A 24,603-nucleotide genomic window follows, 5' to 3' on the forward strand; every position below is an offset into this window, starting at 1 on the left:
TGGTCCTGGGCTCCTGTCGGCGCCTCGCCTCGCGCTCACAGCCAACGGGTCAGCAGCTTTCGCAGCTCGTGGGGCGCGTCCATGAAGTCGTAGTGGCCGCCGTCCACCACCCGGAACTCGACGGAGTCCGCGTAGCGGCGCCAGCCCTGCAGGCCGGCCAGGCTCACGTCGGTGTCGTCGCGCCAGTGCACGACGACGACGGGGCAGGGCACCTTCACCGCTTCCACGCGCCGGTAGGCGGCCGCGGCGGCGTGGTCGCGCAGCAGCACCATCAGGCCCATCGCGATCATGTCGGGGCGCGGTTCGATGCCGCGGCTGCGCACGAACGCCTCGACCTCGGCGCGCAGTTCGCTCTCGCTCATCGCCAGCATGCGGTCGCCGGCGGCGTCGTGCGGGGCCATCTGGCCGGACACGATCAGGCACTCCGGGGTGGGCAGGCCGCGTTCGGCGAGCGCCAGGACGCTCTCGTAGGCGGGCAGCGCGCCGGCGCAGTGCGCGAAGAACGCGAAGGGGCGGTCCAGCAGCGGGGTGAGGGCTTCCACCAGGTCGGTGGCGAGGTTCTCGTAGGTGCCGTAGTGGGGGTGGCCCAGCCGGTTCTCGCGGCCGGGGAACTGCACCGGGCAGATCTCGACGTCGTCGAGCGTGGCCGGCCAGGCGCTGAACGCCGAGGCTCCGGAGCCGGAGAAGGGGAAGCAGAAGATCCGCGCGAGGGGGTCGGCGGAGGGCGGGCGCACGAACCAGGGCGAGAGGGTGGCGGCGGGGGCGCTGGTCATGGCGTGGGCCGTTTCTGCGCGAGGACGGGGAGGTGGGTCATCCCGGCGATGAAGTACGACCGCAGGTGCTGCGGTTCGCCGGCGAGCTCGATCGAGGCGGTGCGCTCAAGGAGTTCCTCGAAGAAGATCCGCAAGGTCAGCCGGGCCAGCGGCGCCCCGATGCAGAAGTGCGGGCCGAACCCGAACGCGACGTGCCGTTTGGCGTTGGGGCGGGTGATGTCGAAGCGGTGCGGGTCGGGGAACTGGGCGGCGTCGCGGTTGGCGGAGCCGATCCAGGCCACGACCGCGCCGCGGGCGGGGATGGTGCCGCCGCCGATCTGGACGTCGTCGACGGCGTAGCGCATGAAGTTGCAGGCGCCGGAGGTCCAGCGCAGCCCCTCCTCGACCAGGTTGGGGATCAGGGTGGGGTCGGCCTGCGCCTTGTCGAACTGCTCGGGCCGTTCGATGAGTGCCTCGACCGTGCCCGAGACGGTGTGCGGGGTGGTGACGTTGGCTCCCAGGAGGATGCTGTAGCCGTCGAGGGCGATCTCCTCGTCCGACAGGGCCGCGCCGCCGGGCCGCACGCTCATCAGGTGGTTGAGCAGGCTGCCGTCGTCGTCGCTGTTCCCGCTGCGGCGCCGCTCCTTGACCCAGTCCTTGACGTAGGTGACGAGCTCGTGGTGGGAGATGGCCAGCGTGGCGGCCTCGCTGCCCTGCTGGAAGTGCGGGTCCGAGGGGGCGGTCACCATCGCGGTCAGCTGGACGAGTTCGGCCCAGTCCTTCTCCGGGATCCCCAGCAGCGGTCCGGTGACGATCGCCGGCAGCAGCAGCGCCTGCTCGGCCAGGTCGAACACCTCGCCCTCCAGCGCCGGCTGGAGGAAGCCGACGATGGAGCGCCGGATGGAGTCCTCCCAGGACTTCACTGCCCGGGCGGTGAGCTTGGAGCCCAGCGGGCGGCGGACCTCGGTGTGCCGGGGCGGGTCGGTGGAGGTCAGCAGCACCCCGGCCGCGACGTCGTCCTGCCCGAGGTGGGTGGGTACGGTGCCGCGCTCGGAGGTGAACTCCCGGTGGTCGCCCAGCACCCGGCAGACGTCCTCGTGGCGGGTCACCGACCAGAACTCCCGCCCGTCGGGCAGCACTTGGTGGTGCAGCGGCGCCCGCTCGCGCATGACGTCCCAGACCGGGTGCGGGTCACCCGAGGTGTACAGGTCCAGGTCGAACAGGTCGAGGGTGCCGAGGTCGACGTCGCGCGGGGGACCCGGCGTCAGCCTCACGCCGCCGCCCTCCCCTGTTCGATCAGCTCGCTGACCCGGGCCGGGGTCTGGGCGAGGTAGAAGTCGCGCACGGACAGCTGGACGCCGTAGTCCTGCACCACCCGGTCGATGATCTTGATGCCGGTCAGCGAGTTGCCGCCGAGCGCGAAGAAGTCGTCGTCGGGGCCCACTTCACGGCCGCCGAGGTACTCCCCCCACAGGGCGGCGATCTCCTGCGCGAGCGGGGCCAGCGACTGTGACGGTGCGGCCTGTCGTTCCTGTGACGTCTCGTCCTGCCCACCTCGCGGGTGGAGCACCTGCGGCGACGATTCCATTGCCAGCCATTTCCTTCCTCTGTCGAACGGGAATGCCCGCCCACGCCATCACGGCCCCGAAGAGAGGGGCGCCTCTTTTCGCTGTCGCGCCGACGTGACGCATCGTTTTCGACGGCCGAGAGGTTTCCCTCTTGTTTCTTGCGGACGGCTCGTGCCGTACCCGAAAAAAAGGGGGGGGTGCCGTTCTCCGTCTCCCGGCGGCGTCGAACGCGGCGGGCGCCTTTGCGCATTTCAAAAAGGCGGCCGGCTCCTGTCGTCCGCGCCCCGCCCCGGAATCGATCACGCGGGGGGCGCGCCGCTGGGAAGCCATCGCGACGCCAACGTAGATGGCCCGGGAAACCGGGGGCAAGCGATGACAGCGCCGAGCGCCCGGGCGGGCACCGGTTGTCCCGCCGACAGGACACCCGCCCCCGCTCCCTGCCCGCCAGGCCGGTACGGAGGCGGGACAGGGGCGGTCCTCGGGCGGCCGCGCGGCAGGCGGTACGGGCGCGTACGCGGCGCGGCCTGTTCCTCGCGCCCGAGTTTAGAACGCGAATACGCGATACCGGCGGGCAACTCCTTTGTGAACAGCTCCGGTTGGGCCGGTCTTTCGTTGCCAGCGCCGTGAAGGCCGACTTAGGGTGACGGCCGGGAGGAACCCCCAGTAGCTTTCCGGGTTCATCAACCAATCACGTGTGGAGGGGATTTCCTTGCTCAAGTCCGAGCGGCTTGCGGTGCTACCCATCGACTCGTACGACCTGGATTCCGAGCTGTCGATCGTGGACAGCCACGAGTACGGCGGCGAATACGACACCTTCACCTTCGGGTCGTGGTCGTCCCACGTGCTGGCGAACGGCACCGGCGCCGATTCCGACACCGCTTTCCGTCCCCACGAGGGCAGCCTGGCCCTGACCGAGCTGGGCAAGCAGCTGCCGGGCATCATGTCCATGGTGGCCAAGCACTTCCCGCTGGACCGGCTGCAGTGGGTGCGCATCTTCAGTCTCCGGGACGGGATCATCGCCCCGCACGTGGACTTCCTGGAGTGGGCCAAGCCCGGCACCCGGGTGCAGATCCCGCTGCGCACCAGCGAGGAATCCCTCCATTCCGAGAACGGATACGTCTACCACATCCGCCGCGGCGAGGTGTGGAAGATCCACTCGACCGACCCGCACTCGGCGCGCAGCACCTCCAAGGCCGCCCGGCTCTCGGTCTGCCTCGACTTCTCCGACGCCGAGGAGCCCATCGAGATCCGCGGTGACATTCCCGCCACCGAGCCGGTCCGCATCATCGAGCGGCCCGAGGTCGGCGCGGCGGAGCTCGAGGAACTCCTGGACACGGGCAAGGACTTCACCCCCGAGACGATGCGCTCGGCCTTCCGCCGCTTCGCCGAAGTCCACTTCGAGCGGCGCGCGCACGCCACCGCGGCGTTCGACTGGTACGTGGCGGCCGCCCGGCGCAGCGGCGACGAAAACCTGGTCGCCAAGGCCCAGGCGTTTCGCACCTACTGCATCGAGAAGCGCGGCGACGGCGAGGCGTTCGTCTGGTGAGGCACCTCCCGGCGGCGGCCGGGTGCGGGCGCCCGCGCCATGCCCCGCACTCCCGGCCGGCCGCCACCCGGAAGTCACCTCACATGGGTGACCTCCTCGCCTTCATCCGGCGTCGCCGCCTGAGCCGGGCCCGGCAGGTGAACGTCCTTGCGTCCGGGCCGTGTTGACGGGTCCTGGTGTCATGTTCGGCAGTGCCTTCGCTCCGGCTGAGGCCCGTGTGCTTCACGCACCGGGACGCAGCCCCGGGGCCGGGCGCTGCCTTGGCATGTCTCCACGCCACTCCCCCGGCCGGCCGTGCCCCGGCCGGCCGTATCGGCATGCCCACTGCCGCCCGCGTAACGGGGCACCCAGGTGGTCAACTCACCCTGGAATAGCACTAGTTCACGCATTCGCCCTGTCGGACTGGGTCCGCCGGGGTGGGCCGGGATCGACGGATGGCACGCCGCTGCGTTGCGGCGTGCCATCGGCCGGTCGTGGGCTGGGGGTCAGCCCTTGGTGGTGCCCTCACGCAGACGCTGGATCATGTGCCGGGTCGTCTCGATGGGGCTCTCGTCGGGAAGCTCACGCGAGCGCGGGGGCAGTGCCGCGTTGAGTGAGGCGATCTTCTCGCCCCAGCCGTCCTGGCCGGCGAAGGGGATCGTCTCGCCCTCCTGGACGTCGGGGAAGGGGCGGTAGCTGTTGAGGCCGCTGCTGTCACTGCCGCGCACCAGCAGCGGGTCGAGGTAGATGCCGTTGCTGTGGATGCGGGTCCTCGTGGAGATGTAGCCCATGTCGAGACCGCAGCGGCGCTTGGCGGAGGTGTTGGCCTCCGAGTAGTGCAGCAGGTGGGGGTGGTGGATGGACACGTCGCCGGGCTGCAGCTCGATGTCCACGACACCGCGCTTTTCCACCCACTCGCGCACCAGGTCCTCGTCGGAGGCGGAGAACAGCATGTTGTCCGTGTCCGTGCGGGAGGAGGGCTTGTGCAGCGGCAGTTCGTGGCTGCCGGGGATCATCCGCAGGCAGCCGTTCTCCGTGGTGCTCTCGTCGACGGCCAGCCACACCGTCAGCGCCTCCATGGGACTGAGCGTCCAGTACGCGCCGTCCTGGTGCCACAGCACGGGCTGCCCGTCGTAGGGGGGCTTGCAGATGTAGTGGGCGGTGAAGCAGGCCAGGTCGGGGCCGAGGAAGAACTCCGCGATGTCCACCAGCCGGCGATCGGAGACCAGGCGCGCCCAGAAGGCGTCGTTGCGGATCAGCGGGTGGTGGAAGTGCTCGGGACGCAGGTCCGGGTACTTGCGGGTGAGCCAGTCAACGTGGGCGTGGACCTCCTCCAGGAGGTCCTTGGGCACGACGTTGCGGATGATGGAGAAGCCCTGCTCGGCGTATTCCGCCGCAGCCTTCTCCAGAACGCCCTCGCCAAGTGAGGTCATGTGTCAACTCCTTGTCAGGTGTCAGGTACCGCTTGCCGCGCGGAAGGAGGTCGTGGAGCCGCCACGGCGTACCATCTGCCAGCTCCTGGAGTTCAGCCGCGGACATGTGGGGGTGGAGGTGGCCGAAACCCGGGGGGTGCCGGGCGGCGTCGCCTCGGACGCGGCCGCTGCCGTCCACGTGGGGCGGCTGGTGTTCCCCGGCCGGCGGGCAGCGGGCAGGGGTGTGAGTGGCTCGTCCGCGTGTGCCGGCCGGCGCTCGCGCCCCACAGCGGTCCGTCGGGCCGGATCACGCCGGCCCGCAGCGGCGGGTGTTGGGGCTGCTCGCCGTTTCCCGGCGGTCCCGTACTTGTGTCCGCCGACAGTCCAACTGTGTCCGGCGGCCAGGAGGGTGTCAACGTCCCTCGGTTCCGTGGAGCTCTTTGCCCGGGCACCGGTGAGGTGAGGTGACTGTCCTGCTGACAGGACAGTGACGGGTGCCCCTCCCCCGGCACGTGCCGCATGCGCGGTGCGCCCCGGCCCGTTCCGTGGCGGGGCCCGCCGGCGTGGCGGTTTCGGCGCGGTTTTCTTTCTCCCGCCGCGTGAACTCCTGGCACCGGCGGGTGATTGTTCGCCGCCGCCCGGCCTTTTGTCTGCCGGGGTGTGTCAACGTGCTGCATCTGATGGGGACTTCACGCCGTACAACGGCGGGGCATATATTATTGAGGGCCCCGACCAGGCAGCGTTGAAGCGCCGGTTTCGGGGCCTTGTTTAACGCGGCCGCGAATGCCGTCCGACTCCGATCTGCCTCTGTCCGGGCCGTGGCCTCACGAAAGCCCTCGCAGAGCACTGCCCTAGGCCGACACCAGCTCACCCATTGAGTTGTCCGGCGGATGAGGATGACGTGACTATGTCCATGCACCCAGGGCCGAATCGGCTGAGCATCACCGACCTGCACGAGTCGGTCGACGATCCCGCACTCACATCCATGACGCTGCTCAACGAGCTCGCGGGACGATATCCGGATGCGGTGTCTTTTTCGGCGGGGCGCCCCTTCGAGGGCTTTTACGACGTCGAGAACCTATCACGCCACCTCACGACGTTCCGGAATTACCTCCAGGACGAGATAGGCCTTCCCGCGGACCAGGTACGGCGCACGTTTTTCCAGTACGGGCGCACCAAAGGGTTCATTCACGAGCTGATCGCGCGGCAGTTGCAGACCGACGAGGGCCTGACGGTGAACCCGGAGTCCATCGTGGTGACCACCGGCTGCCAGGAGGCGATGGTGCTGGTGCTGCGGGCGCTCGTGCGCGACTCCCGCGACGTCATCCTGGCCGCGACGCCGAACTATGTCGGGTTCATCGGGGCGGCCCGGGTGGCCGGCGCCCCGCTGCGCAGTGTCCGCGAGGGCGAGGGGGGCATCGATCTGCAGGATCTGGAGCGGCAGATCGTGGTGGCGCGGCGGGAGGGACTGCGCCCGCGTGCCTGCTATGTGGTGCCGGACTTCGCCAACCCCAGCGGGGCGAGCATGTCGCTGGCGGACCGTCTCGCGCTGCTCGACCTGGCGCGGCGGGAGCGGATCCTGGTCATCGAGGACAACCCGTACTCCCTTTTCTCGGCGGGCGGTCCACCGCTGCCGATGCTCAAGTCCCTGGACGAGGAGCACCAGGTGATCCATCTGGGGTCGTTCGCGAAGTCCGCGTTCGCCGGCGCCCGCGTCGGGTATGTCATCGCCGACCAGCCGGTGACGTCGTCCTCGGCCGCGGATCCGGTGCTGCTGGCGGACCATCTCGCCCGGCTGAAGAGCATGGTGACGCTGAACACCTCGACCGTGGCGCAGGCGGTCATCGGCGGGTATCTCCTGGAGAACGGATGCAGTCTCAAACGCGCCACCGCCCGGGAGGCCGCGGTCTACCGGCGGAATCTTTCTGCCGTGCTGGACGGGCTGGCGTCGGTGTTCGGGCCGCGGGCGGGTGCCGTGCCGGACGTCTCGTGGAACACGCCGCGGGGCGGGATGTTCGTCGTCGTGACGCTGCCGTTCTCGGCGGACGACGACATGCTCGAGTACTCGGCGTCGAAGTTCGGTGTCCTGTGGACGCCGATGCACCACTTCTACGGGGGCAGCGGAGGCTTCCACCAGGCCCGGCTCTCCTTCAGCGTGCTCACCCCCGAGCAGATCGCCTCAGGTGTGGAGCGGCTGGGCCGGCTGGTGCAGGACCAGCGGGGCAAGCAGATGGCCGAGGTGCCCGCCGCGGGCCGCTCACAGGTGTTGCAGCCGCAGCCGCTGTGACGGCACGGCGCACGGCATGAGGGCGGCCCCCGGACGCGATGCGTTCGGGGGCCGCCCTCGTGGTGCGGGTGGTCACAGGCGCACGGGCAGCGCGTTGAGCAGGCGGGCGCCGCCCGGGGTGGCCTCGGTGTAGCGCAGTGCCTTGCGGCTGACGGTGACTTCGAGGCTGTCGCGCTGGATCAGCAGGTGGTTCAGGGCGATCTCGCCTTCGAGGTGGGCCAGGGCCGCGCCGGGGCAGTAGTGCGGGCCGGCGCCGTAGGCGAGGTGGCCCTGTCCGCGCTTGAGCTCGCGTTCGACGTCGCACTGCTCGGGCTGGTCGAAGACGTGCGGGTCGTAGTTGGCGGACTGGTAGGAGCCGGTCAGGGCGTCGCCCTTGCAGATGGCGTAGCCGGCGAACTTAAGGTCCTCGGTGGCGTAGCGGGGTCCGGCGGTCGGGATGGGGTTGGCGACGCGCATCAGCTCGTGGATGGCGTGCGGCAGGGCGTCGGGCCGGGCGCGCAGCAGGGCGAGCTGGTCGGGGTTGTCGAAGAGGGCGAGGACCGCGTTGGGGATGAAGTGGGAGGTGGAGTGGTGTCCGTTGTTGACCACGAGGAGCACCATGGAGATGATCTCGGCTTCGCTGAGCCGGTCGCCGTCCTCGCCGGTGCTCTGCACGAGGGTGGAGATCATGTCGTCCGTGGGCTGGGCGCGGCGCCGCTGGATGAGTTTCTTGACGTAGTCGACCATCTTGCGGGCGCTGGTCGCCAGGTCGCCGTCGGGGTCGGTGTACTGGTTCATCCACTTGCGGACCTGCGGCTGGTCGGCCTCGTCGATGCCGATGAGTTCACAGATGACGGTTCCGGTCAGGGGTGAGGAGTAGTCCTCGATGAGGTCGCCGGAGCCCTTGGCGGCCAGGTCGTCCAGGAGCCGGGCGGAGATCTCCTCGATGCGGGGGCGCAGGCTGTTGATGCGGCGGACGGTGAAGGCGGGGGTCACCAGGCGGCGCTGGCGGGCGTGTTCCTTGCCGTCCAGGAGCATCATGTTGGCCGCGACGTAGGGCCGGAACTCCTCGGGCAGGTCGAGGGCGGCGACCATCTGGTCGGCGACGCTGGGCCCTTGGTGGCCGGGGACGTTGCTGTAGTCGACGACCAGCCGCGGGTCGCTGAGCGCGGCCTTGATGTCCTCGTTGCGGGTGATGAGCCAGACCGGCGGTCCGCCCGGGAACCCGATGCGCACGAGCGGGGCGCTCTCGCGCAGGCGCCCGTAGGCGCCGATGGGGTCGTTCGTGAACTCGGGGTTCGTCAGGCTCACGATCGGCTCAGCCATGGTCGCGTCTCCTTGACAGGGCGTCCTTGTCGAAACGGGGGGGTCTCACACGTCGCGGGTGCTGCCCGTCCCCCGCCCCGGCAGCAGCCGTGCGGGGGACGGTACTTGGGCGCTTTTTTTGGGGTGGGCGTGGCTGCGCCTCGGCGGGTGTGGCGCCGAGGCGGCCGGCATCAGGGGGACGCGGCGGGCTGGGGTCGGGCGGTTTGGCTCAGGCGCGCTTTTTGAAGGTGGACAGCGCCCACACGTATCCCAGGACGGCCAGTGCCAGGCACCAGGCGACGGCGGCGATGGCGTCGCCGCTGTCGGGGTTGCCGGCCAGCAGGCCGCGCAGTGTCTCGATGATCGGGGTGAAGGGCTGGTACTGGGCGAACTGCTTCACCCCGGCGCCCATCGTGTCGGCGGGTACGAACGCGCTGCTGAGGAACGGCAGCATGATCAGCGGCACGGTGGCCAGGCCCGCGGACTCGGTGGTCTTGGCGGCCAGGCCCATGGCGACGGTGAGCCAGCTGGCGCCGACGGCGAGCAGGACGAACAGGCCCAGCACGCCGAGCCAGTCCAGGGCGCCGGCGGCCGGGTCGAAGCCCATCGCGAAGGCGACCGCGACGATGGCGGCGCAGGCCACCAGGCAGCGGACCGTGGTGACGACGACGTGGCCGGTGAGCATGGCGCCGCGGGAGACGTCCATGGTCTTGAACCGGTTGATGATGCCCTTGGTCATGTCGTCGTTGACGGCCGTGGCGGTGGCGCCCAGGCCGTAGCTGACGGCCATCACGAGCAGGCCCGGGGTGGCGTAGTCGATGTAGTCCTCGCCGACGCTGAAGGCGCCGCCGAACACCTTCACGAACATCAGCATGATGACGATCGGGAAGAGGACCGCGTTGAAGACGGTGGTGGGGTTGCGCAGCGTGTGCTTGACGTTGCGGCGCAGCATGATGGCCGAGTCGGCCAGGGCGGTCGAGGCGGTGCTCATCGCGCGATCGCCTCCTTGTCCTTGGTGGTGTGCTCGGTCAGGGCGAGGAAGACGTCGTCGAGGTCGGGTGTGTGCACGGAGAATTCCTGGGCGTTGAGGGTGTGGGCGTCGAGCCGGTCCAGCAGGGCGCGCAGGGACCTGGACTCGCCGTCGCTGGGCACCCGCAGGGTGAGTTCCTCGTCGTTGCGGGTGGAGTCGGCGAAGATGCGGGCGGCCGCGTCGAGGTCGAAGGTGTCGGCGAAGCGGAGCTTGACGTGGGTGCCGGGGATCTGGCGCTTGAGTTCGTCGGCGGTGCCCTGGGCGACGAGGCGGCCCTGGTTGAGGACCGCGATGCGGTCGGCGAGCTGGTCGGCTTCCTCCAGGTACTGGGTGGTGAGGAAGATGGTGGTGCCGTCGGCGACCAGTTCGCGGACGATGGCCCACATGGTGCGGCGGCTGCGGGGGTCCAGGCCGGTGGTGGGCTCGTCCAGGAAGATGATCTGCGGGTTGCCGACCAGGGTCATCGCCAGGTCCAGCTTGCGGCGCATGCCGCCGGAGTAGGTGGAGGCGAGTTTGTCCGCGGACTGGCCCAGGTCGAAGCGGTCCAGCAGGCGCGTGACGACCTGGTCGCCGGAGCGCACGCGCTTGAGGTCCGCCATCAGCTGCAGGTTCTCGCGGCCCGAGAGCAGGTCGTCCACGGCGGCGAACTGGCCGGTCACGCCGATGGCCGCGCGGACCTCCTTGGTGGCGGCGGCCACGTCGTGGCCGGCGACGTGCACGGTGCCGGCGTCGGCCGTCAGCAGGGTGGTGAGCACGTTCACGGTCGTCGTCTTGCCGGCCCCGTTCGGGCCCAGGAGGGAGAACACCGATCCGGCGGCGACGTCGAAGTCGATGCCGTCGAGGACGACGTTGTCGCCGTATGCCTTGCGTAGCCCGGAAACTGCGATCGCGGAACTCTTCATGCCGCAACTGTCCCGGGGGTGCTGACACGGGCCTGCCACGGCCGTGACACGGCGCTCGAGTTCCTCTCGATGTCCCCCGCCCCCACCCCGCGGCAGGACCGGTGCACGCGTCGCACGCCGCGCGGGCGCACGCGGCGGCCGGGCGAGGAGGGCGGGGCGGGGAGACGGCTCAGGGGCGTCCGCGTGTGCGGACGCCCCTGGTGCTCGCGCCGGTTCCCCTCTGCCGCCCCGGTGGGCGGTGTGCGGGGGTCAGTGGGGGCGGGCGGTCTTCGTCTCGATCACGTCGAGCACCTGCCGGCCGAGGTCGACCAGGTACATGTGGTCGCCCGGGAACTCCACGTAGGAGAAGCCGGCGGTGGTCGCCTCACGCCACTGCTGTGCCTCCTGGGCGGTGACCAGGCCGTCGCTGTCGCCGCGCAGTGAGCAGATCGGCACCGGCAGCGGGGTGTCGGTGCTGGGCACGTAGGCCTCGTGCATCTCGCAGTCGGCCTGCAGGACCGGCAGGATCAGCTCGCGCATCTCCGGGTGGTCCAGGGCCTCGTGCCGGAATCCGGCGAACTCCTCGACACGGGCGAGGAATTCCTCGTCCGGGAGTCCCGCCGCCCGCCGCTCGCGCTGGGTCCAGGGGCCCGGGGAGCCGCTGACGACGAGCTGCTCGACGTGGACGCCGCGCGCGAGGAGCAGGTGCGCCAGTTCGTAGGCGAGGACCGCGCCGAGGCTGTGCCCGAACAGGACGGTGCGCGCGCCCTGTCCGAGCTCGGCGGCGATGGCGTCGACCTCGGTCTTGGCCGCCTCGACGACGTTGCGGTACGGCGGTTCCATGAGCCGGCGTTCACGGCCGGGCAGTTCGACCGCGCTCACCCGCCAGCGGCCGGCGGCCAGCTCCCGCCAGGGGTGGAAGAACGAGGGGCCCGCTCCGGCGAAGGGCACGCACAGCAGTGTGGTGCCGTTCGCCGGTGGTGCGGACGTGCCGGGTTCTGTCACCTTGACCAACCCCAATCATCGTGTTTCGTTGATGCGCCGGTGGCGGGCATCGTTTTCAGACGGCTGCGAGCTTGCGGGCGACGACCTTCATGATCTGGCCGGCCGGCTTGGGCATGTGCAGGTCGTGGTGGGTGGCGTCCACGTCGTACTCCTCGTAGGAGCCGAGGATGTAGGGCCGCCATTCGGGTCCGTAGGAGGACTGTCCGTCGGTCTTGTCCAGCGTCGCGTTGAAGTACAGCACGTCGCCGCGGTAGACCGGCGAGACGAAGTCGCCCATCTTCTGCAGGTTGTTGGCGCCGACCTTGGACATGGTGTCCAGGAAGTCGTCCATGTTGCCGGTGTTCATGAACTTGCCGAACACCTCCTCGATGTCGGCCCGGTACAGGTCCTGGGTGCGGCCGGCGACCTGCTTGAAGCCGTTGTCGGCCGTGCCGGTGGCGGGCTGGGTGTCCAGGATGGCGACCAGGCCGACCTCGTGGCCCAGGGCGTCCAGGGCGGCGGCCAGGGCGTGGACGATCGGGCCGCCGTAGGACCAGCCGACCAGGTGGTAGGGGCCCTGCGGCTGGACCTTGAGGATCTGGGCGAGGTAGTCCTCGACCATCTCCTGCACCGAGCCGGCCATCGGGTCGTGGCCGTTGGAGCCGCGGGACTGCAGGGCGTAGGAGGCGCGGTCGGGTACGTGCGGGGCGAAGGTGAAGTACGCCCAGCCCAGGCCGCCGCCGCCGTGGACGAACCACACCGGGGGCTTGCCGGTGCCGGGGTCCCGGTTGAGGGGCAGCACGACGCCGAAGGAGTCGGCGTGGTCGCCGGGGATGCTGCCGATGAGCAGCAGCGCGGCCAGTTCGGCGACCGTGGGGTACTGGATGATGGTGCGCAGCGGCATGTCGGCGCCGAACGCCTTGCGGATGCGGGCGCTGAGCCGGGTGGCCAGCAGGGAGTGGCCGCCCAGGGCGAAGAAGTCGTCGTTGATGCCCACGCGCTCCAGCTTCAGCAGGTCGCTGAAGAAGGCGCACAGCTTCTCCTCGTGGGAGTTGCGGGGCTCTCCGCTGCTGACGGTGCTGGTGTGCTCGGCCGGCAGCGCCCCGCGGTCGATCTTGCCGGCCGGGTTGAGGGGGAGCTGGGACAGCGGCACCACGGCGGCCGGGACCATGTAGTCGGGCAGCCGGGCGCGCAAATGGTCGGGCAGTGCGGCCACCAGCGGGCCGATCGCCTGGGCCAGGGCGGGGGTGTTGTGGCGGATGCGTCCGGCGACCGTGCTGGGCACGAAGGCGCCGCTGACGGACCGCGGGCCGGGCAGCAGGACGGCGTCGAAGCTGTGGGGGGCCTCGCCCGACCAGGTGAGGACCGCGTGTTTGCCGTGGCTGCGGGCGAGGGCGGTGACGTCGTGCGGGTCCAGGGGGCGGCCGGTGGGCGGCTCGCTGTGGTGGACGCCGGCGAAGAGCGCTGCGGCGCTCTCCTCCGCCAGCCGGGCGTTGGGGATGCCGGTGATCCGCAGCGGGCGCTCCGTGCGGGCGGTGTGCTCGCCGATGGCGGCCAGATCCGTCACGTCGCGGCCCCACACCAGGGCGGGCGCCGAGCTCACGTCGAGGACGTCGGCGGGCTCGGTGTGCAGGACGACCTCGTAGCGGTGGCGGGTGAGCGCGTTGTGCGCCTGGCCGGCCTTGAGGCGGATGTCGGCGGCCAGCTGGTGGCGGGCGGCCCACTGGGCGAACCACTGCGGGGCAAGGGCCAGTTCACGCTGGGCGAGCAGGGCCTGCTCCACCGCCGAGCGGATCTCCTCGTGGGAGGCGTAGGGCTGGGCGGCCTGGGCCTGCGCGGTGGCGAGGATGCGCAGGGTCTCGGCGTTGCGGACGTCGCCGAGGACCAGGCGGCCGCCCGGCGCGAGGAGGGGCAGCAGGCCGGTGAGGACCTGCTCCAGGTACTCGGCGCTGGGGAAGTACTGCACCACCGAGTGCAGGACGACGGTGTCGAAGGTGCCCTTCGGCAGTCCGGACAGGTCGTGGGCCGGCTGGGCGCGCAGGGTGACGCGCTCGCCGTAGCCGGCCTGCTCGACGTGGGTGCGCAGCCGGTCGATGGCGGTGGCGCTCAGGTCGGTGCCCCAGTACTCCTCGGCCTCTCCCGCCAGCTTGGACAGCAGCAGGCCCGAGCCGACGCCGATCTCCAGGATCTTGCGCGGGGCGAGCCGCGCGAGGTCGGCGGCGGCCGCGTCCTGCCACTGGCGCAGCTGGTCGACGCCGATGGGCTCGCCGTCGTCCAGGGTGGTGAAGTGCTGGAAGTCCTCGCCGAAGGGCTCGTCCAGGGCCTGGGCGTAGTGGTCGTCGAAGAGGTGGCGCCACTGCGCCAGTTGGGCGTCGGTGTCGGCGACGGCGGCGTCCGGGTCGGGTTCGATGTAGGCGACCAGGCGCTGGTCGCCCTTTTGGTCCTCGCGGACCACGACCGCGGCCTGCGCCACCGAGGGGTGGCCGGACAGCACGTGCTCGATCTCGCCGAGTTCGATGCGGAAGCCGCGGACCTTGACCTGGGAGTCGGTGCGGCCCAGGTATTCGACCTGGCCGTCCTTGTTGAACTTCACCAGGTCCCCGGTGCGGTACATGCGGGCGCCGGCCGGGCCGAAGGGGCAGGCCACGAAGCGCTCCGAGGTCAGGGCGCTCTGGCCGAGGTAGCCGCGGGCCAGGCAGGTGCCGGCCAGGTACAGCTCGCCGGCCACCCCGGGGGCGACAGGGCGCAGGGCCGCGTCCAGGACGTAGACCTGGTTGTTCCAGATGGGGGCGCCGATGGGCACGCGGTCGGCGCCGGGCACGTGCTGCCAGCCGGTGACCTCGACGGTGGCCTCGGTGGGGCCGTAGAGGTTGTTGGCGCTGCAGCCGGGAAGCAGGTCGGTGAACCGGTTGGCCAGGGCGGCGGGGAACGCCTCGGCGGCGACCTCGATCCAGCGCAGGCTGGTGCAGTCGCCGGCGGTGGGCTCGGTGACGAACGCGGACAGCAGCGAGGGCACGAAGAACGCGCCGGTGACCTGCTCGCGCTGGATGAGGCCGGCGAGGTAGGCGGGGTCGCGGCGGCCGTCGGCGCCGGCGACGACGATCGAGGCGCCCATCTGCAGGTTGGAGAACATCTCCGGCACCGAGGCGTCGAAGCTGGCGGAGGTGCTGACCAGCATGCGGTCCTCGACGGTGACGTCGAAGTGCTCAAGGCCCCACTGGATCCGGTTCATGATCGAGCGGTGGGCGACGGGCACCCCCTTGGGGCCGCCGGTGGAGCCGGAGGTGAAGATGACGTAGGCGGCGTTGTCGGGTGACAGGGTGCGCTGGGGGTCGGTGTGCGGGTAGCCGCTGGTGTCGGGCAGCACCCCGTCCAGGAGCAGCAGCGGCTTGGCGCCGGCCAGCACGTGCCGCACCCGGTCCTTGGGCAGTTCGGTGTCCAGCGGCACGTAGGCGGCGCCGGCCTTGACCACGCCGTACACGGCGACCAGCAGGTCCACCGAGCGGGGGATCTTCACCGCGACGAGCTGTTCGGGGCCGGCGCCCTGCTCGATGAGCCAGTGCGCCAGCTTGTTGGCGCGCCGGTTGAACTCCTCGTACGTCAGCGTCTCGTCCTCGGCGATGACCGCGACGCGCTCAGGGTCGCGGCGCACCTGGGCCTCGAAGGCGTCGGGCAGGGTGGTCGCGGTGACGGGGTGGGCGGTGTCGTTGACGCGGCGCACCAGCCAGTCCCGCTCGTCGCGGCCCAGGACCTCGATGGTGCTCAGCGGGGCCGTGGGGGCGGCGGCGACCTGCGTGAGGACGCGCACGAAGCGGGCGGCGATGTCCTGGGCGGTGTCGCGGTCGAAGAGCTGGGTTGCGTACATGAGGTCGCCGCGCAGGGTGCCGGTGTCGGTCACCGCGAGGCTGAAGAACAGGTCGGCAAGCGAGGTCTGGGTGAGGTACTGCTCGAACTGCACGCTCAGGCCGGGCAGTTCGAAGTCGGCCTTCTCAAAGCTCTGCCAGGCGAACATCACCTGGAACAGCGGCTGGTAGGAGGTGGAGCGGTCGGGGTTGATCAGCTCCACGAGGGTCTCGAACGGCACGTCCTGGTGCTCGTAGGCGGCCAGGGCCTTGTCCCTGACCTGCGGCAGCAGGTCGACGAAGGAGGGGTTGCCGGACAGGTCCACGCGCAGGACCTGGGTGTTGACGAACAGGCCGACCAGGTCGGCGAGCGCCTCGTCGGTGCGTCCGGCGATCGGGTTGCCGATGGTGACGTCGTGGCCGCCGCCGAGCTTGTTCAGCAGCACGCCGAGGGCGGCCTGGACGACCATCGCCATGGTCATGCCGCGCTCGTCGGCGAGCTTCTGCAGGCCGGCGGCGACGTCGGCGCCGACCTCCAGCGGCAGGGAGTCGCCCTTGGAGTTGCGGGTGGCGGGCCGGGGGCGGTCCAGGGGCAGGCTCAGCGGCTGCGGCACCCCGGACAGTTCCTTGCGCCAGTACTCGGCCTGCGCCGCGGCCAGGCTGCCGGGGTCGCCGACGTCGCCCAGCAGTTCGCGCTGCCACAGCGCGTAGTCCTTGTACGTCACCGGCAGCGGCTCGAACCGCGGCGCGCGCCCCTCGAGGCGGGCGGTGTAGGCCTGCGTGAGGTCGCGGGCCAGCGGGCCGCCGGAGACCCCGTCGGAGGCGATGTGGTGGATAAGGAGGACCAGGACGTGTTCCTGGGGTGCGCAGCGGAACAGGCGCACCCGCAGCGGGATCTCGGCCATCAGGTCGAAGCGGTGCGCGATGAACTCGCCGACCGCCGCGTCGAGTTCGGCGGGTGCCACGTCCACGACGGGCACCTGAACGGGGGCCTGGCCGGCGGGCACGATCTTCTGGTGGGGTTCGTCGTTGGCGTCGGTGACGTAGGTGGTGCGCAGGGGTTCGTGGCGGGCGACGACGTCGCCGACGGCGGCGATGAGGGCGGCCTCGTCCAGCGGTCCGGTGAGGCGGAACGCGGGAGAGATGTTGTAGGTCTCCGCGCCGCCCTCCAGCTGCTGGGTGAGCCACATACGGCGCTGGGCGAAGGAAAGGGGAATCACTGGTTGTACTCCTCTACGATCATCCTGCGGAGAGCGGGGCGAAGCGGAACAGCCGATTCCTGTGACCAGGCGGCGAGGGCGGCCACCGTCGGCAGGTCGAAGATCTTGCGGATGGGGATCTCCATCCCGATCTCGGCGCGGGCGCGGGTGATCAGCCGGGTGGCGAGCAGGGAGTGCCCGCCCAGTTCGAAGAAGCCGTCGTCGAGGCCGACCTTGTCCACGCCCAGCACGTCCGCGAACAGCGTGGCCAGCTGCCGCTCGCGGGGCGTCTGCGGCGCCCGGAAGGGGGTGGCGGAGGTCAGGTCGGGGGCGGGCAGCGCCTTGAGGTCGAGCTTGCCGTTGGGTGAGAGCGGCAGCCGCTGGAGCGGCACGTAGACGGCCGGGACCATGTACTCGGGCAGCCGGTCGGCGAGGTGCTCGCGCAGTTCGGCGGCGCCGGGGAGGCCCGCGCCCTCGGCGGGCACCAGGTAGGCCGCCAGGAAGGGGGTGCTCTGGCCGCCGTGCTGGGTGACGACGGCGACCTGCGCGATGTGCGGATGGGTCGTCAGGGCCGCCTCCACCTCGGCGGGTTCGACCCGGTAGCCGCGGATCTTGACCTGGGTGTCGATGCGGCCCAGGTGCTGCAGCTCCCCGTCGGGGGTGAGGCTGGCCAGGTCTCCGGTGCGGTACATGCGCGAGCCGGGCGGGCCGTAGGGGTCGGGCACGAAACGCTCGGCGGTCAGCGCGGCCTGATTGTGGTAGCCGCGGCCCGCGCCCGCCAGGTACAGCTCGCCGGGGGTGTCGGGGGGCAGCACGCCGAGGCCGGGGCTCAGCACGTAGGCGCGTACGCCGGGGAAGGGCCGGCCGATGGGTACCCCGGCCGTGTAGTCCTGGTCGGGGTCCAGGGTGTGGCCGGTGGCGTAGAACGTCTCGCTGGGCCCGTAGCTGTTGATGACGCGGGCCTTGGGCCAGCGCTCGCGCACCCGCCGCGCCAGGACGGGGGTCAGGACCTCGCCGGAGATGTTCAGGGCGGTGGGGTCGATGCGGCCGGCGAGCTGGTCGACGAGTTCGGCGAAGGCCGAGGGCACCGAGCAGATGACGTCGACGTCCCAGCTGTCGCGTTCGGCCAGCTCCAGCACGTCGCGCACGATCTCGGCGGTGCCGCCGGTGCTCAGCGCGGCGAACGTCTCGAAGGTGGCGACGTCGAAGCCGAAGGAGGCGGCGACAAGGACCCGCCGGCCCGCCTCGGCGCCGGCGTGCGCGATGAGCGCGTCGACGGCGTTGACGACGGTGCTGTGGGTGACGCCGACGCCCTTGGGCACCCCGGTGGAGCCGGAGGTGTAGATGACGTAGGCGAGGTTGTCGGGGCCCGCCGCCGCCCGCGGTGCGGCGGCGGGGGCGGGTGCGGTCGGGTCGAGGTCGTCCAGGACCAGGACGCCGATGTCGGTGGCGGGCACCAGGGCGCGGGTGGCCCGGTCGGTGAGGATCAGGTGCGGGCGGGCGGTGGGCAGGACGTGCGGGAGGCGGGCGGCGGCGTAGGCGGGGTCGACGGGCAGGTAGGCGCCGCCCGCCTTCAGCACCGCCAGCAGGGCGACGACCACGTCCACGGTGCGCGGCAGGACCACGCTGACGACGGTTTCGGGGCCCACTCCGCGGGCGGCGAGTTCGGCGGCCAGGCGTTCGGCGCGGGCGTCCAGTTCGCGGTAGGTCAGCGAGGTGGGGCCGGCGATGACGGCGACCGCGTCGGGGGTGCGCCGCACTTGGGCGGCGACCCGCTCGGTGAGGGTGGTGTGGGAGGCGGCGACGGGCCCCTCGTTGAGGGTGGCCAGCAGCTGCCGGCGTTCGGCCGGCTCCAGGGACTGGATGTGGGCGACCTTCAGGGCGGGGTCGGCTGCCAGCTGGCCCAGGAAGCGGGCCAGGCACCGGGCGTAGTGGCGGATGGTCGCGGCGTCGAAGACGCCGGGCGCGTACTGGATGACGAGCTGCAGGTGGGTGTCGGCGGCCGCGGTCAGGCACAGCGCGTAGTGGTTGCCGGCGAAGGGCCGCAGGCCCGTGAAGGTGATGCCGTCGGCGGCGTCGCTGGCGGCGCCCAGGCCCTCCCGGTCGACGGGGTAGGACTCGAAGACGACCAGGGTGTCGAACAGGGACCGCACCCCGGCGGCCTTCTGGATGTCGGGCAGCCCGTGGTAGTGGTGCTCCACCAGGTCCGCCTGGCGGGCCTGCAGGGAGCCCAGCAGGCCGGCGACGGTCTCGCCGGGCGTGTAGGCCACCCGCACGGGGACGGTGTTGATGAACATGCCGACCATCGACTCCACGTCGGCGACCGCGGGCGGGCGTCCGGAGACCGTCGCGCCGAACACGACGTCCTGGCGGCCGGTGAGCTGGCCGAGCAGCAGCGCCCAGGCGCCCTGGACCAGGGTGTTGGCGGTGATGCCCAGCGCGGCGGCCCGCTGCAGCAGTTCGCGTGCCTGGCCGTCGGGCAGTTCGACCTCGACCTGGGCGCGCGTGCCGTCGTCCGCGGCGGTGCCGTCGGGCACCAGCAGGGTCGGCTCCTTGAGGCCCTCGAGTTCGCCGGCCCAGGCGCGGGCCGCCTCGTCCTTGTCCTGGGCCGTCAGCCAGGCCAGGAAGTCGCCGTAGTCGCGGGGCGGGGGCAGGGTGCCCGCCCGGCCGTCCGCGGCGTACAGCAGCAGCAGGTCCTGCATGAGCAGCGGGGTGGACCAGCCGTCGTACAGGGCGTGGTGGGCGGTCAGGACGAGTTCGGGCCGCTCGGGGTCCAGGGTGGCCAGCGCCAGGCGGATCAGGGGCGGGCGGTCCGCGTCGAAGTAGGCGCGCTGGTCCCCTTCGAGGAAGCGCTCGAAGTCCTCGGTGCGCCGCGGCTCGGGCAGGGCGCTGAGGTCCAGGTGGGTGAAGGGCAGGGTCACGTCGGCGGGTACGACCTGCACCAGGTCGCCGTCCGCGCCTTCGACGAACGCCGCGCGCAGGGCCGGGTAGCGGTCCAGCAGGGCCTGTCCGGCGCGCTGCATGCGCTGGGGGTCGACCCGGCCGGACAGGTGGAACACCAGCTGGATGTGGTAGGGGTCGACGTCGGCGAGCCTGGCCTGGAAGAGGATCCCGGACTGGGCGGGGGTGGCGGGCCAGATGGTGCTCAGCCGGCCGAAGCGCTGCTCCCAGGTGTCGATCTCGCGCTGGCCGACGGTGACCAGGGGGGCGTCGCTGGGGGTCAGCCCGCCGGCGTGCGGGTGGGCCGCGTGGCGGGCCAGGGCGGTCAGTGCCTGCACCCACAGCGCGGCCAGTTCGGTCACCTCCTGGCGGGTGAGGACGCCGGTGGGGAAGCCGAAGTAGGCGCTGAGTTCGGCGCCGGTGCCGGTGTCGGCGGCGACCGCGTTGATCTCCAGGGCGGAGAGCACCGGCATGTCGGCGTCCGGTGCGGCGATCAGGTCCGCGTGGCCGGTGTCGGGGGCCCAGCCCAGGTGGCGCAGTTCCTCGGGCAGGTCGGCGCTGGAGGCCTTGCCGAGGTAGTTGAAGCCGATCTGCGGGCTGCGCGCGCCGGCCAGCCGGGCGGCGGTGTCGGGGTTGAGGTGGCGCAGCAGGCCGTAGCCCAGGCCGTGGTCGGGGACGGCGCGCAGCTGTTCCTTGACGGCCTTGACGGCGCGGCCGGCGGCCGGACCGCCGGCGAAGGCGTCCGCGAGGTCGACGTCGCTGACGTCCAGGCGCACCGGGTACATGGCGGTGAACCAGCCCACGGTCTCGGAGAGGTCCGCGCCGGGCACCAGGTGCTCCTCGCGGCCGTGGCCCTCCAGGCGCACCAGTGCCGGGCCCGCCTGCTGTCCGCGGGTGCGGAGCCAGCGGGCCAGGGCCAGTGCCAGGCCGGCCAGCAGGCCGTCGTCGACGCCGCCGCGGAACCGGGCGGGCAGGGTGGTGAGCAGGGTGTGGGTGACGTCGGCGGGCACCGTGACGCGGACGGTGTCCACGGTGGCGCTGACGTCGCGGGAGATGTCCAGGGGGCGGGCGCCCAGCACGGGTTCGTCGGTGCGGCCGATGTCCTGCCAGTGGGCGAGCTCCGCCGTGCGGCGGGCGGTGGCGGCCTCCTCGGCCAGGGCGTGCGTCCAGCGCCGCAGCGAGGTGCCGTGCACCGGCTGCGGGCGGTCGCCCTGGCCGCGCGCGTGCTGCCAGGCGGTGACCAGGTCGGGGAGCAGGATCCGCCAGGACACGCCGTCGACGACCAGGTGGTGCAGTACGACCAGCAGCCGGTCGGTGTCGTTCTCGCAGGTCAGCCACACGAACTGGGCCATCACCCCGGCGTCGGGGTCCAGGCGGTCGGCGGCCGCGTCCAGTTCGCCCTGGACGGCGGCCTCGGCGTAGGCGCTCTCGCGCAGCAGGGCGCCGGCGTCGACGCTGCCGGCCGGTGCGATCCGCAGTCCCCGCTCGGCGCGGTCCAGGCGTGAGCGCAGTACGTCGTGGCGGTCCAGGACCCCTTGCAGGGTGGCCGTCAGCGTGGTGCGGTCGATGCCGGGGGGCAGGGTCAGCAGCGCGGACATGCAGAACCGGTTGATGCCGCCGCCCGCGGCCAGGATGTGTGCGGCGGTGGGCGGCAGCGGCGTGAAGCCGACGCCGCCGCCGGGCAGTTCGGCCAGCGTCACCCGTTCCTGGGCGGCGCGGCCCTCGACGAGTTCGGCGAGCCGGGCGACCGTGCGGTGCTCGAACACCTCGCGGGTGGTGACCTGTACGCCGCGTGCCTTGGCGCGGGCGACGACCTGGATGGAGCGGATGCTGTCGCCGCCGCTGGTGAAGAAGTCGTCGTCGGTGCCGATCTGTCCGGCGCCCAGCACGTCGGCGTACACCTCGGCCAGGACGTGTTCGGTGGCGGTGCCCGGGGCCCGGTAGGTGGCGCCGGCGAACTGCGGGGCGGGCAGCGCGGCCAGGTCCACCTTGCCGTTGGCGCTCAGCGGCAGCCGGTCCAGGACCACGAGCTGGGCGGGCACCATGTAGTCGGGCAGCCGTTTGGCGGCGAAGCGCCGCAGGTCGGCCGGGGACACGGTGGCGTTGATGTCCACGTCCCCACCGGATGCGCCCGCGCCCGCCTCCTGGCTTTCGGGTGTGTCGGTGGCTTTCTGGGCGACGTAGCCGACCAGGCGCGGGGTGCCGGTGTGGTCTGCGCGCAGGGTGACCACGGCCCGGCTGACGGCGGGGTGGCGGGCCAGGACGGTCTCGATCTCGGTGGGCTCCAGGCGGATGCCGTTGACCTTGACCTGGCTGTCGGCCCGTCCCGCGTAGGCGAGGTGGCCCTGCTCGTCCCGGCGGGCGAGGTCGCCGGTGCGGTACATGCGGGTGCCGGGGGCGCCGAAGGGGCAGGGCACGAACCGCTCGGCGGTGGCCGCGGCGGCATCGTGGTAGCCGCGGGCCAGGGGGCCGGCCACGTACAGCTCGCCCACCACGCCCGGGGCGACGGGGGCCAGTTCCGGTCCCAGGACGTGGGCGCGCATGTTGGCCAGCGGTGTGCCGATGGGTACGGCGCCGGTGCCCGACGCGTGCGGGGGCAGGGTGAAGGTGGAGGTGTAGAAGCTCTCGGTCTGCCCGTAGGCGTTGATGACGCGGGTGCCGGGCAGGGCGCGGCGGATCTTCTCGGCCAGGTCGAAGGAGAGGGCCTCGCCGGCCAGGACGACGGTGTCCACCTGCAAGGCCAGGCCCCCCGCACCGCCGGTGGTGGGGGTGAGGTGGTCCAGGAGGGCGGAGAACACCGCGGGTACGGCGCTGAGGGTGGTGCCCGACCAGTGGTCGCGTTCGGCCAGGGCCAGCACGTCACGGACGATCTCCACGCTCGCGCCGGTGGTCAGCGCGGTGAACATCTCGAACACCGACACGTCGAAGTTGACGGAGGTGGCGGCGAGCATCCGCGAGCCGGCCTCGACGTGGGTGCGCCGGCGCAGGTCCTGCAGTCCGTTGACGACGCCGGCGTGGGTGACGGCGACGCCCTTGGGGGTGCCGGTGGAGCCGGAGGTGAACATCACGTACGCCAGGTTGTCCGGCGTGATGCCCGCCTGGGAGCTGTCCACGACCGGCCCGTCCAGGTCCAGGTCGAGGTCCAGGTCGTCCAGGCACAGCACGGGCGCGGTGCTCGCCTCCAGCACCGCGGCGGCGGTGGCGCGGTCGCTGAGGACCAGCGCCGGGCGGCCGGTGTCCAGGAGCTGGCCGATGCGGGCGGCCGGGTAGTTCGGGTCGACGGGCAGGTAGGCGCCGCCGGCCTTGAGCACCGCCAGCAGGGCGACGGGCAGGTCCGCCGTGCGGGGCAGGGCGACGGCGACCAGCACGTCCGGTCCCACGCCGCGCTCGCGCAGGACGGCGGCCAGCCGGCCCGCGCGCGTCTCCAGTTCCCCGTACAGCAGGGTGGTGTGCCCGCACACCACGGCGGGGGCGCCCGGGGTGCGGGCCGCCTGCGCGGCGACCAGGCCGGGCACGGTGGCCGCGGGCACCGCCGCGTCGGTGGCGCCCGCGCGGGCGAGCTGGGCGTGTTCGGTGTCGCTGAGCACGTCGATGGCGCCCAGGCGGGTGGCAGGGTCGGCGACGACCTGGCGCAGGACGCGTACGTAGCGTTCGACCAGGGCCGTGGCGGTGGCGGGGTCGAACAGCTGGGTGGCGTATTCCAGGCGGCCGTAGGCGTGTCCGGCGGGGGTGGGCACGATGTTGAGGAACAGGTCGAACTTGGCGGTGTCGGTGCCGGCCGGCAGCGGGGTGATCCGCAGGCCGGGCACCTCGATCTGCGAGAAGGAGAACTGCCAGGCCAGCATGACCTGGAACAGCGGCTGGTAGGCGGTGGTGCGGTCGGGGTTGAGGAGTTCCACCAGGTGCTCGAAGGGGACGTCCTGGTTGTCGTAGGCGGCCAGGGCCCGGTCGCGGACCTGGTCCAGCAGCTCGCCGAAGGTGGGGTTGCGGGCGAGGTCGACGCGCAGCACCCAGGTGTTGGCGAAGAACCCGATGAGGTCTTCGAGCTGTTCGTCGGCGCGGCCCTCGATGGGGCTGCCGATGGTCAGGTCGTTGCCGGCGCCCAGGTGGTGCAGGAGCACCGCCAGGACGGCCTGGGCGGCCATCGGGGCGGTGGCGCCGTGCCCGGCGGCCAGTTTCCCGATCCCGGCGACCAGGTCGGCGTCCAGTTCGAAGTCGGCGTGGCCGCCGCGGTGGTCGGCCGAGGTGGGGCGCGGCCGGTCCAGGGGCAGCTGCACCGGCTGCGGGACGCCGGCCAGTTCCTCTTTCCAGTACCGCAGTTGCTCGGCGGCGACGCTGTCGGCGTCGTCGACCTCGCCGAGCATCTGGCGCTGCCACACCGTGTAGTCCTTGTACTGCACCGGCAGCGGCGTGAAGGCGGGCGCGGTGTTCGCGGTGCGGGCCGTGTAGGCGGTGAGCAGGTCCCGCATGAACGGGGCCATCGACGCGCCGTCGGCGGCGACGTGGTGGAAGACGAACACCAGCACGTGCTCGTGCGCGGACAGCCGCAGCACGGTGGTGCGCAGCGGCAGGTCGCGGTCGAGTTCGAATCCCGCGGACGCGATCTCGCGCACCGTGTCCTGGACGGCGTCGGCGCCGACGTCCAGCACCCGGAACAGCGGGGCGGCCTGGTCCGCGGGCAGGATGTGCTGCTCGGGTGTGCCGTCCTGGCTTTCCACCAGCAGGGTGCGCAGGCTCTCGTGCCGGGTGACGACGTCCCCGACCGCCGCGGACAGCGCCGTGGTGTCCAGCGGCCCGTCCAGGCGCAGCACGAAGGGGATGTTGTACGTCGCGGAGGGCCCCTGCAGGCGGTGCAGGAACCACAGCCGGCGCTGGGCGAAGGACAACGGGATCATCGTG

At 71.8% G+C, this 24,603-nt stretch carries 12 protein-coding genes; 2 read left to right on the top strand and 10 right to left on the bottom strand.

Going from position 1 to position 24,603, the window contains the following annotated elements; all coding sequences use genetic code 11:
• Positions 1 to 35: 35 nt before the first annotated feature.
• From ACFYQQ_RS29415 to ACFYQQ_RS29425, 3 genes are read right to left on the bottom strand one after another with little or no spacing between them, the layout of a single operon-like run.
• Positions 36 to 773: an alpha/beta fold hydrolase gene (locus ACFYQQ_RS29415; protein WP_356169013.1), complete on the bottom strand. Its 738-nt coding sequence runs from the start codon at positions 771 to 773 to the stop codon at positions 36 to 38.
• Complete coding sequence (locus tag ACFYQQ_RS29420; protein ID WP_355782505.1) at positions 770 to 2,026, bottom strand: cytochrome P450; 1,257 nt, start codon at positions 2,024 to 2,026, stop codon at positions 770 to 772. Before ACFYQQ_RS29420 ends, ACFYQQ_RS29415 begins: the two co-directional genes overlap by 4 nt.
• Positions 2,023 to 2,340: an acyl carrier protein gene (locus tag ACFYQQ_RS29425; RefSeq protein ID WP_355782503.1), complete on the bottom strand. Its 318-nt coding sequence runs from the start codon at positions 2,338 to 2,340 to the stop codon at positions 2,023 to 2,025. Before ACFYQQ_RS29425 ends, ACFYQQ_RS29420 begins: the two co-directional genes overlap by 4 nt.
• Before the next feature lie 689 nt (positions 2,341 to 3,029).
• Here ACFYQQ_RS29425 and ACFYQQ_RS29430 point away from each other — a divergent pair.
• A complete protein-coding gene (locus ACFYQQ_RS29430; protein ID WP_355782500.1) occupies positions 3,030 to 3,866 on the top strand; it encodes a putative nonproteinogenic amino acid hydroxylase in 837 nt (278 codons plus the stop codon).
• Between the two features lie 485 nt (positions 3,867 to 4,351).
• Here the strand turns inward: ACFYQQ_RS29430 and ACFYQQ_RS29435 are convergent, their stop codons facing one another.
• Positions 4,352 to 5,278, bottom strand: a complete 927-nt coding sequence (locus ACFYQQ_RS29435; protein WP_355782498.1) for a phytanoyl-CoA dioxygenase family protein — start codon at positions 5,276 to 5,278, stop codon at positions 4,352 to 4,354.
• An 886-nt stretch (positions 5,279 to 6,164) separates the two neighbouring features.
• Between ACFYQQ_RS29435 and ACFYQQ_RS29440 the strand changes: the two genes are divergently transcribed.
• Complete coding sequence (locus tag ACFYQQ_RS29440; RefSeq protein ID WP_355782495.1) at positions 6,165 to 7,544, top strand: PLP-dependent aminotransferase family protein; 1,380 nt, start codon at positions 6,165 to 6,167, stop codon at positions 7,542 to 7,544.
• Between the two features lie 72 nt (positions 7,545 to 7,616).
• Here ACFYQQ_RS29440 and ACFYQQ_RS29445 read toward each other — a convergent pair whose 3' ends face one another.
• From ACFYQQ_RS29445 to ACFYQQ_RS29470, 6 genes are all read right to left on the bottom strand, one after another.
• Positions 7,617 to 8,849 carry a cytochrome P450 gene (locus tag ACFYQQ_RS29445; protein WP_355782493.1) on the bottom strand — a complete coding sequence of 411 codons (1,233 nt, stop codon included), beginning with the start codon at positions 8,847 to 8,849 and terminating at the stop codon, positions 7,617 to 7,619.
• A gap of 208 nt (positions 8,850 to 9,057) precedes the next feature.
• A complete protein-coding gene (locus ACFYQQ_RS29450; RefSeq protein WP_355782490.1) occupies positions 9,058 to 9,819 on the bottom strand; it encodes an ABC transporter permease in 762 nt (253 codons plus the stop codon).
• On the bottom strand, positions 9,816 to 10,760 hold the full coding sequence (locus ACFYQQ_RS29455; protein ID WP_355782487.1) for an ATP-binding cassette domain-containing protein: 945 nt from the start codon (positions 10,758 to 10,760) through the stop codon (positions 9,816 to 9,818). Before ACFYQQ_RS29455 ends, ACFYQQ_RS29450 begins: the two co-directional genes overlap by 4 nt.
• Before the next feature lie 249 nt (positions 10,761 to 11,009).
• Positions 11,010 to 11,759 carry an alpha/beta fold hydrolase gene (locus tag ACFYQQ_RS29460; RefSeq protein WP_355782885.1) on the bottom strand — a complete coding sequence of 250 codons (750 nt, stop codon included), beginning with the start codon at positions 11,757 to 11,759 and terminating at the stop codon, positions 11,010 to 11,012.
• Positions 11,760 to 11,799: 40 nt separating this feature from the next.
• A complete protein-coding gene (locus ACFYQQ_RS29465) occupies positions 11,800 to 16,785 on the bottom strand; it encodes an amino acid adenylation domain-containing protein (RefSeq protein WP_388905687.1) in 4,986 nt (1,661 codons plus the stop codon).
• Entirely contained in the window at positions 16,782 to 24,599 is a 7,818-nt protein-coding gene (locus ACFYQQ_RS29470) for an amino acid adenylation domain-containing protein (RefSeq protein ID WP_356240322.1), read from the bottom strand. Before ACFYQQ_RS29470 ends, ACFYQQ_RS29465 begins: the two co-directional genes overlap by 4 nt.
• Positions 24,600 to 24,603 lie beyond the last annotated feature (4 nt).

The sequence above is a fragment of the Streptomyces sp. NPDC005496 genome (genome assembly GCF_042872045.1).
Classification (GTDB): domain Bacteria; phylum Actinomycetota; class Actinomycetes; order Streptomycetales; family Streptomycetaceae; genus Streptomyces.

Bases quoted from the DNA above. Each gene is read 5' to 3' on its own strand.
- ACFYQQ_RS29450 (WP_355782490.1), bottom strand. From the start codon at position 9,819: ATGAGCACCGCCTCGACCGCCCTGGCCGACTCGGCCATCATGCTGCGC.
- ACFYQQ_RS29435 (WP_355782498.1), bottom strand. From the start codon at position 5,278: ATGACCTCACTTGGCGAGGGCGTTCTGGAGAAGGCTGCGGCGGAATAC.
- ACFYQQ_RS29440 (WP_355782495.1), top strand. From the start codon at position 6,165: ATGTCCATGCACCCAGGGCCGAATCGGCTGAGCATCACCGACCTGCAC.
- ACFYQQ_RS29445 (WP_355782493.1), bottom strand. From the start codon at position 8,849: ATGGCTGAGCCGATCGTGAGCCTGACGAACCCCGAGTTCACGAACGAC.
- ACFYQQ_RS29415 (WP_356169013.1), bottom strand. From the start codon at position 773: ATGACCAGCGCCCCCGCCGCCACCCTCTCGCCCTGGTTCGTGCGCCCG.
- ACFYQQ_RS29470 (WP_356240322.1), bottom strand. From the start codon at position 24,599: ATGATCCCGTTGTCCTTCGCCCAGCGCCGGCTGTGGTTCCTGCACCGC.
- ACFYQQ_RS29425 (WP_355782503.1), bottom strand. From the start codon at position 2,340: ATGGAATCGTCGCCGCAGGTGCTCCACCCGCGAGGTGGGCAGGACGAG.
- ACFYQQ_RS29455 (WP_355782487.1), bottom strand. From the start codon at position 10,760: ATGAAGAGTTCCGCGATCGCAGTTTCCGGGCTACGCAAGGCATACGGC.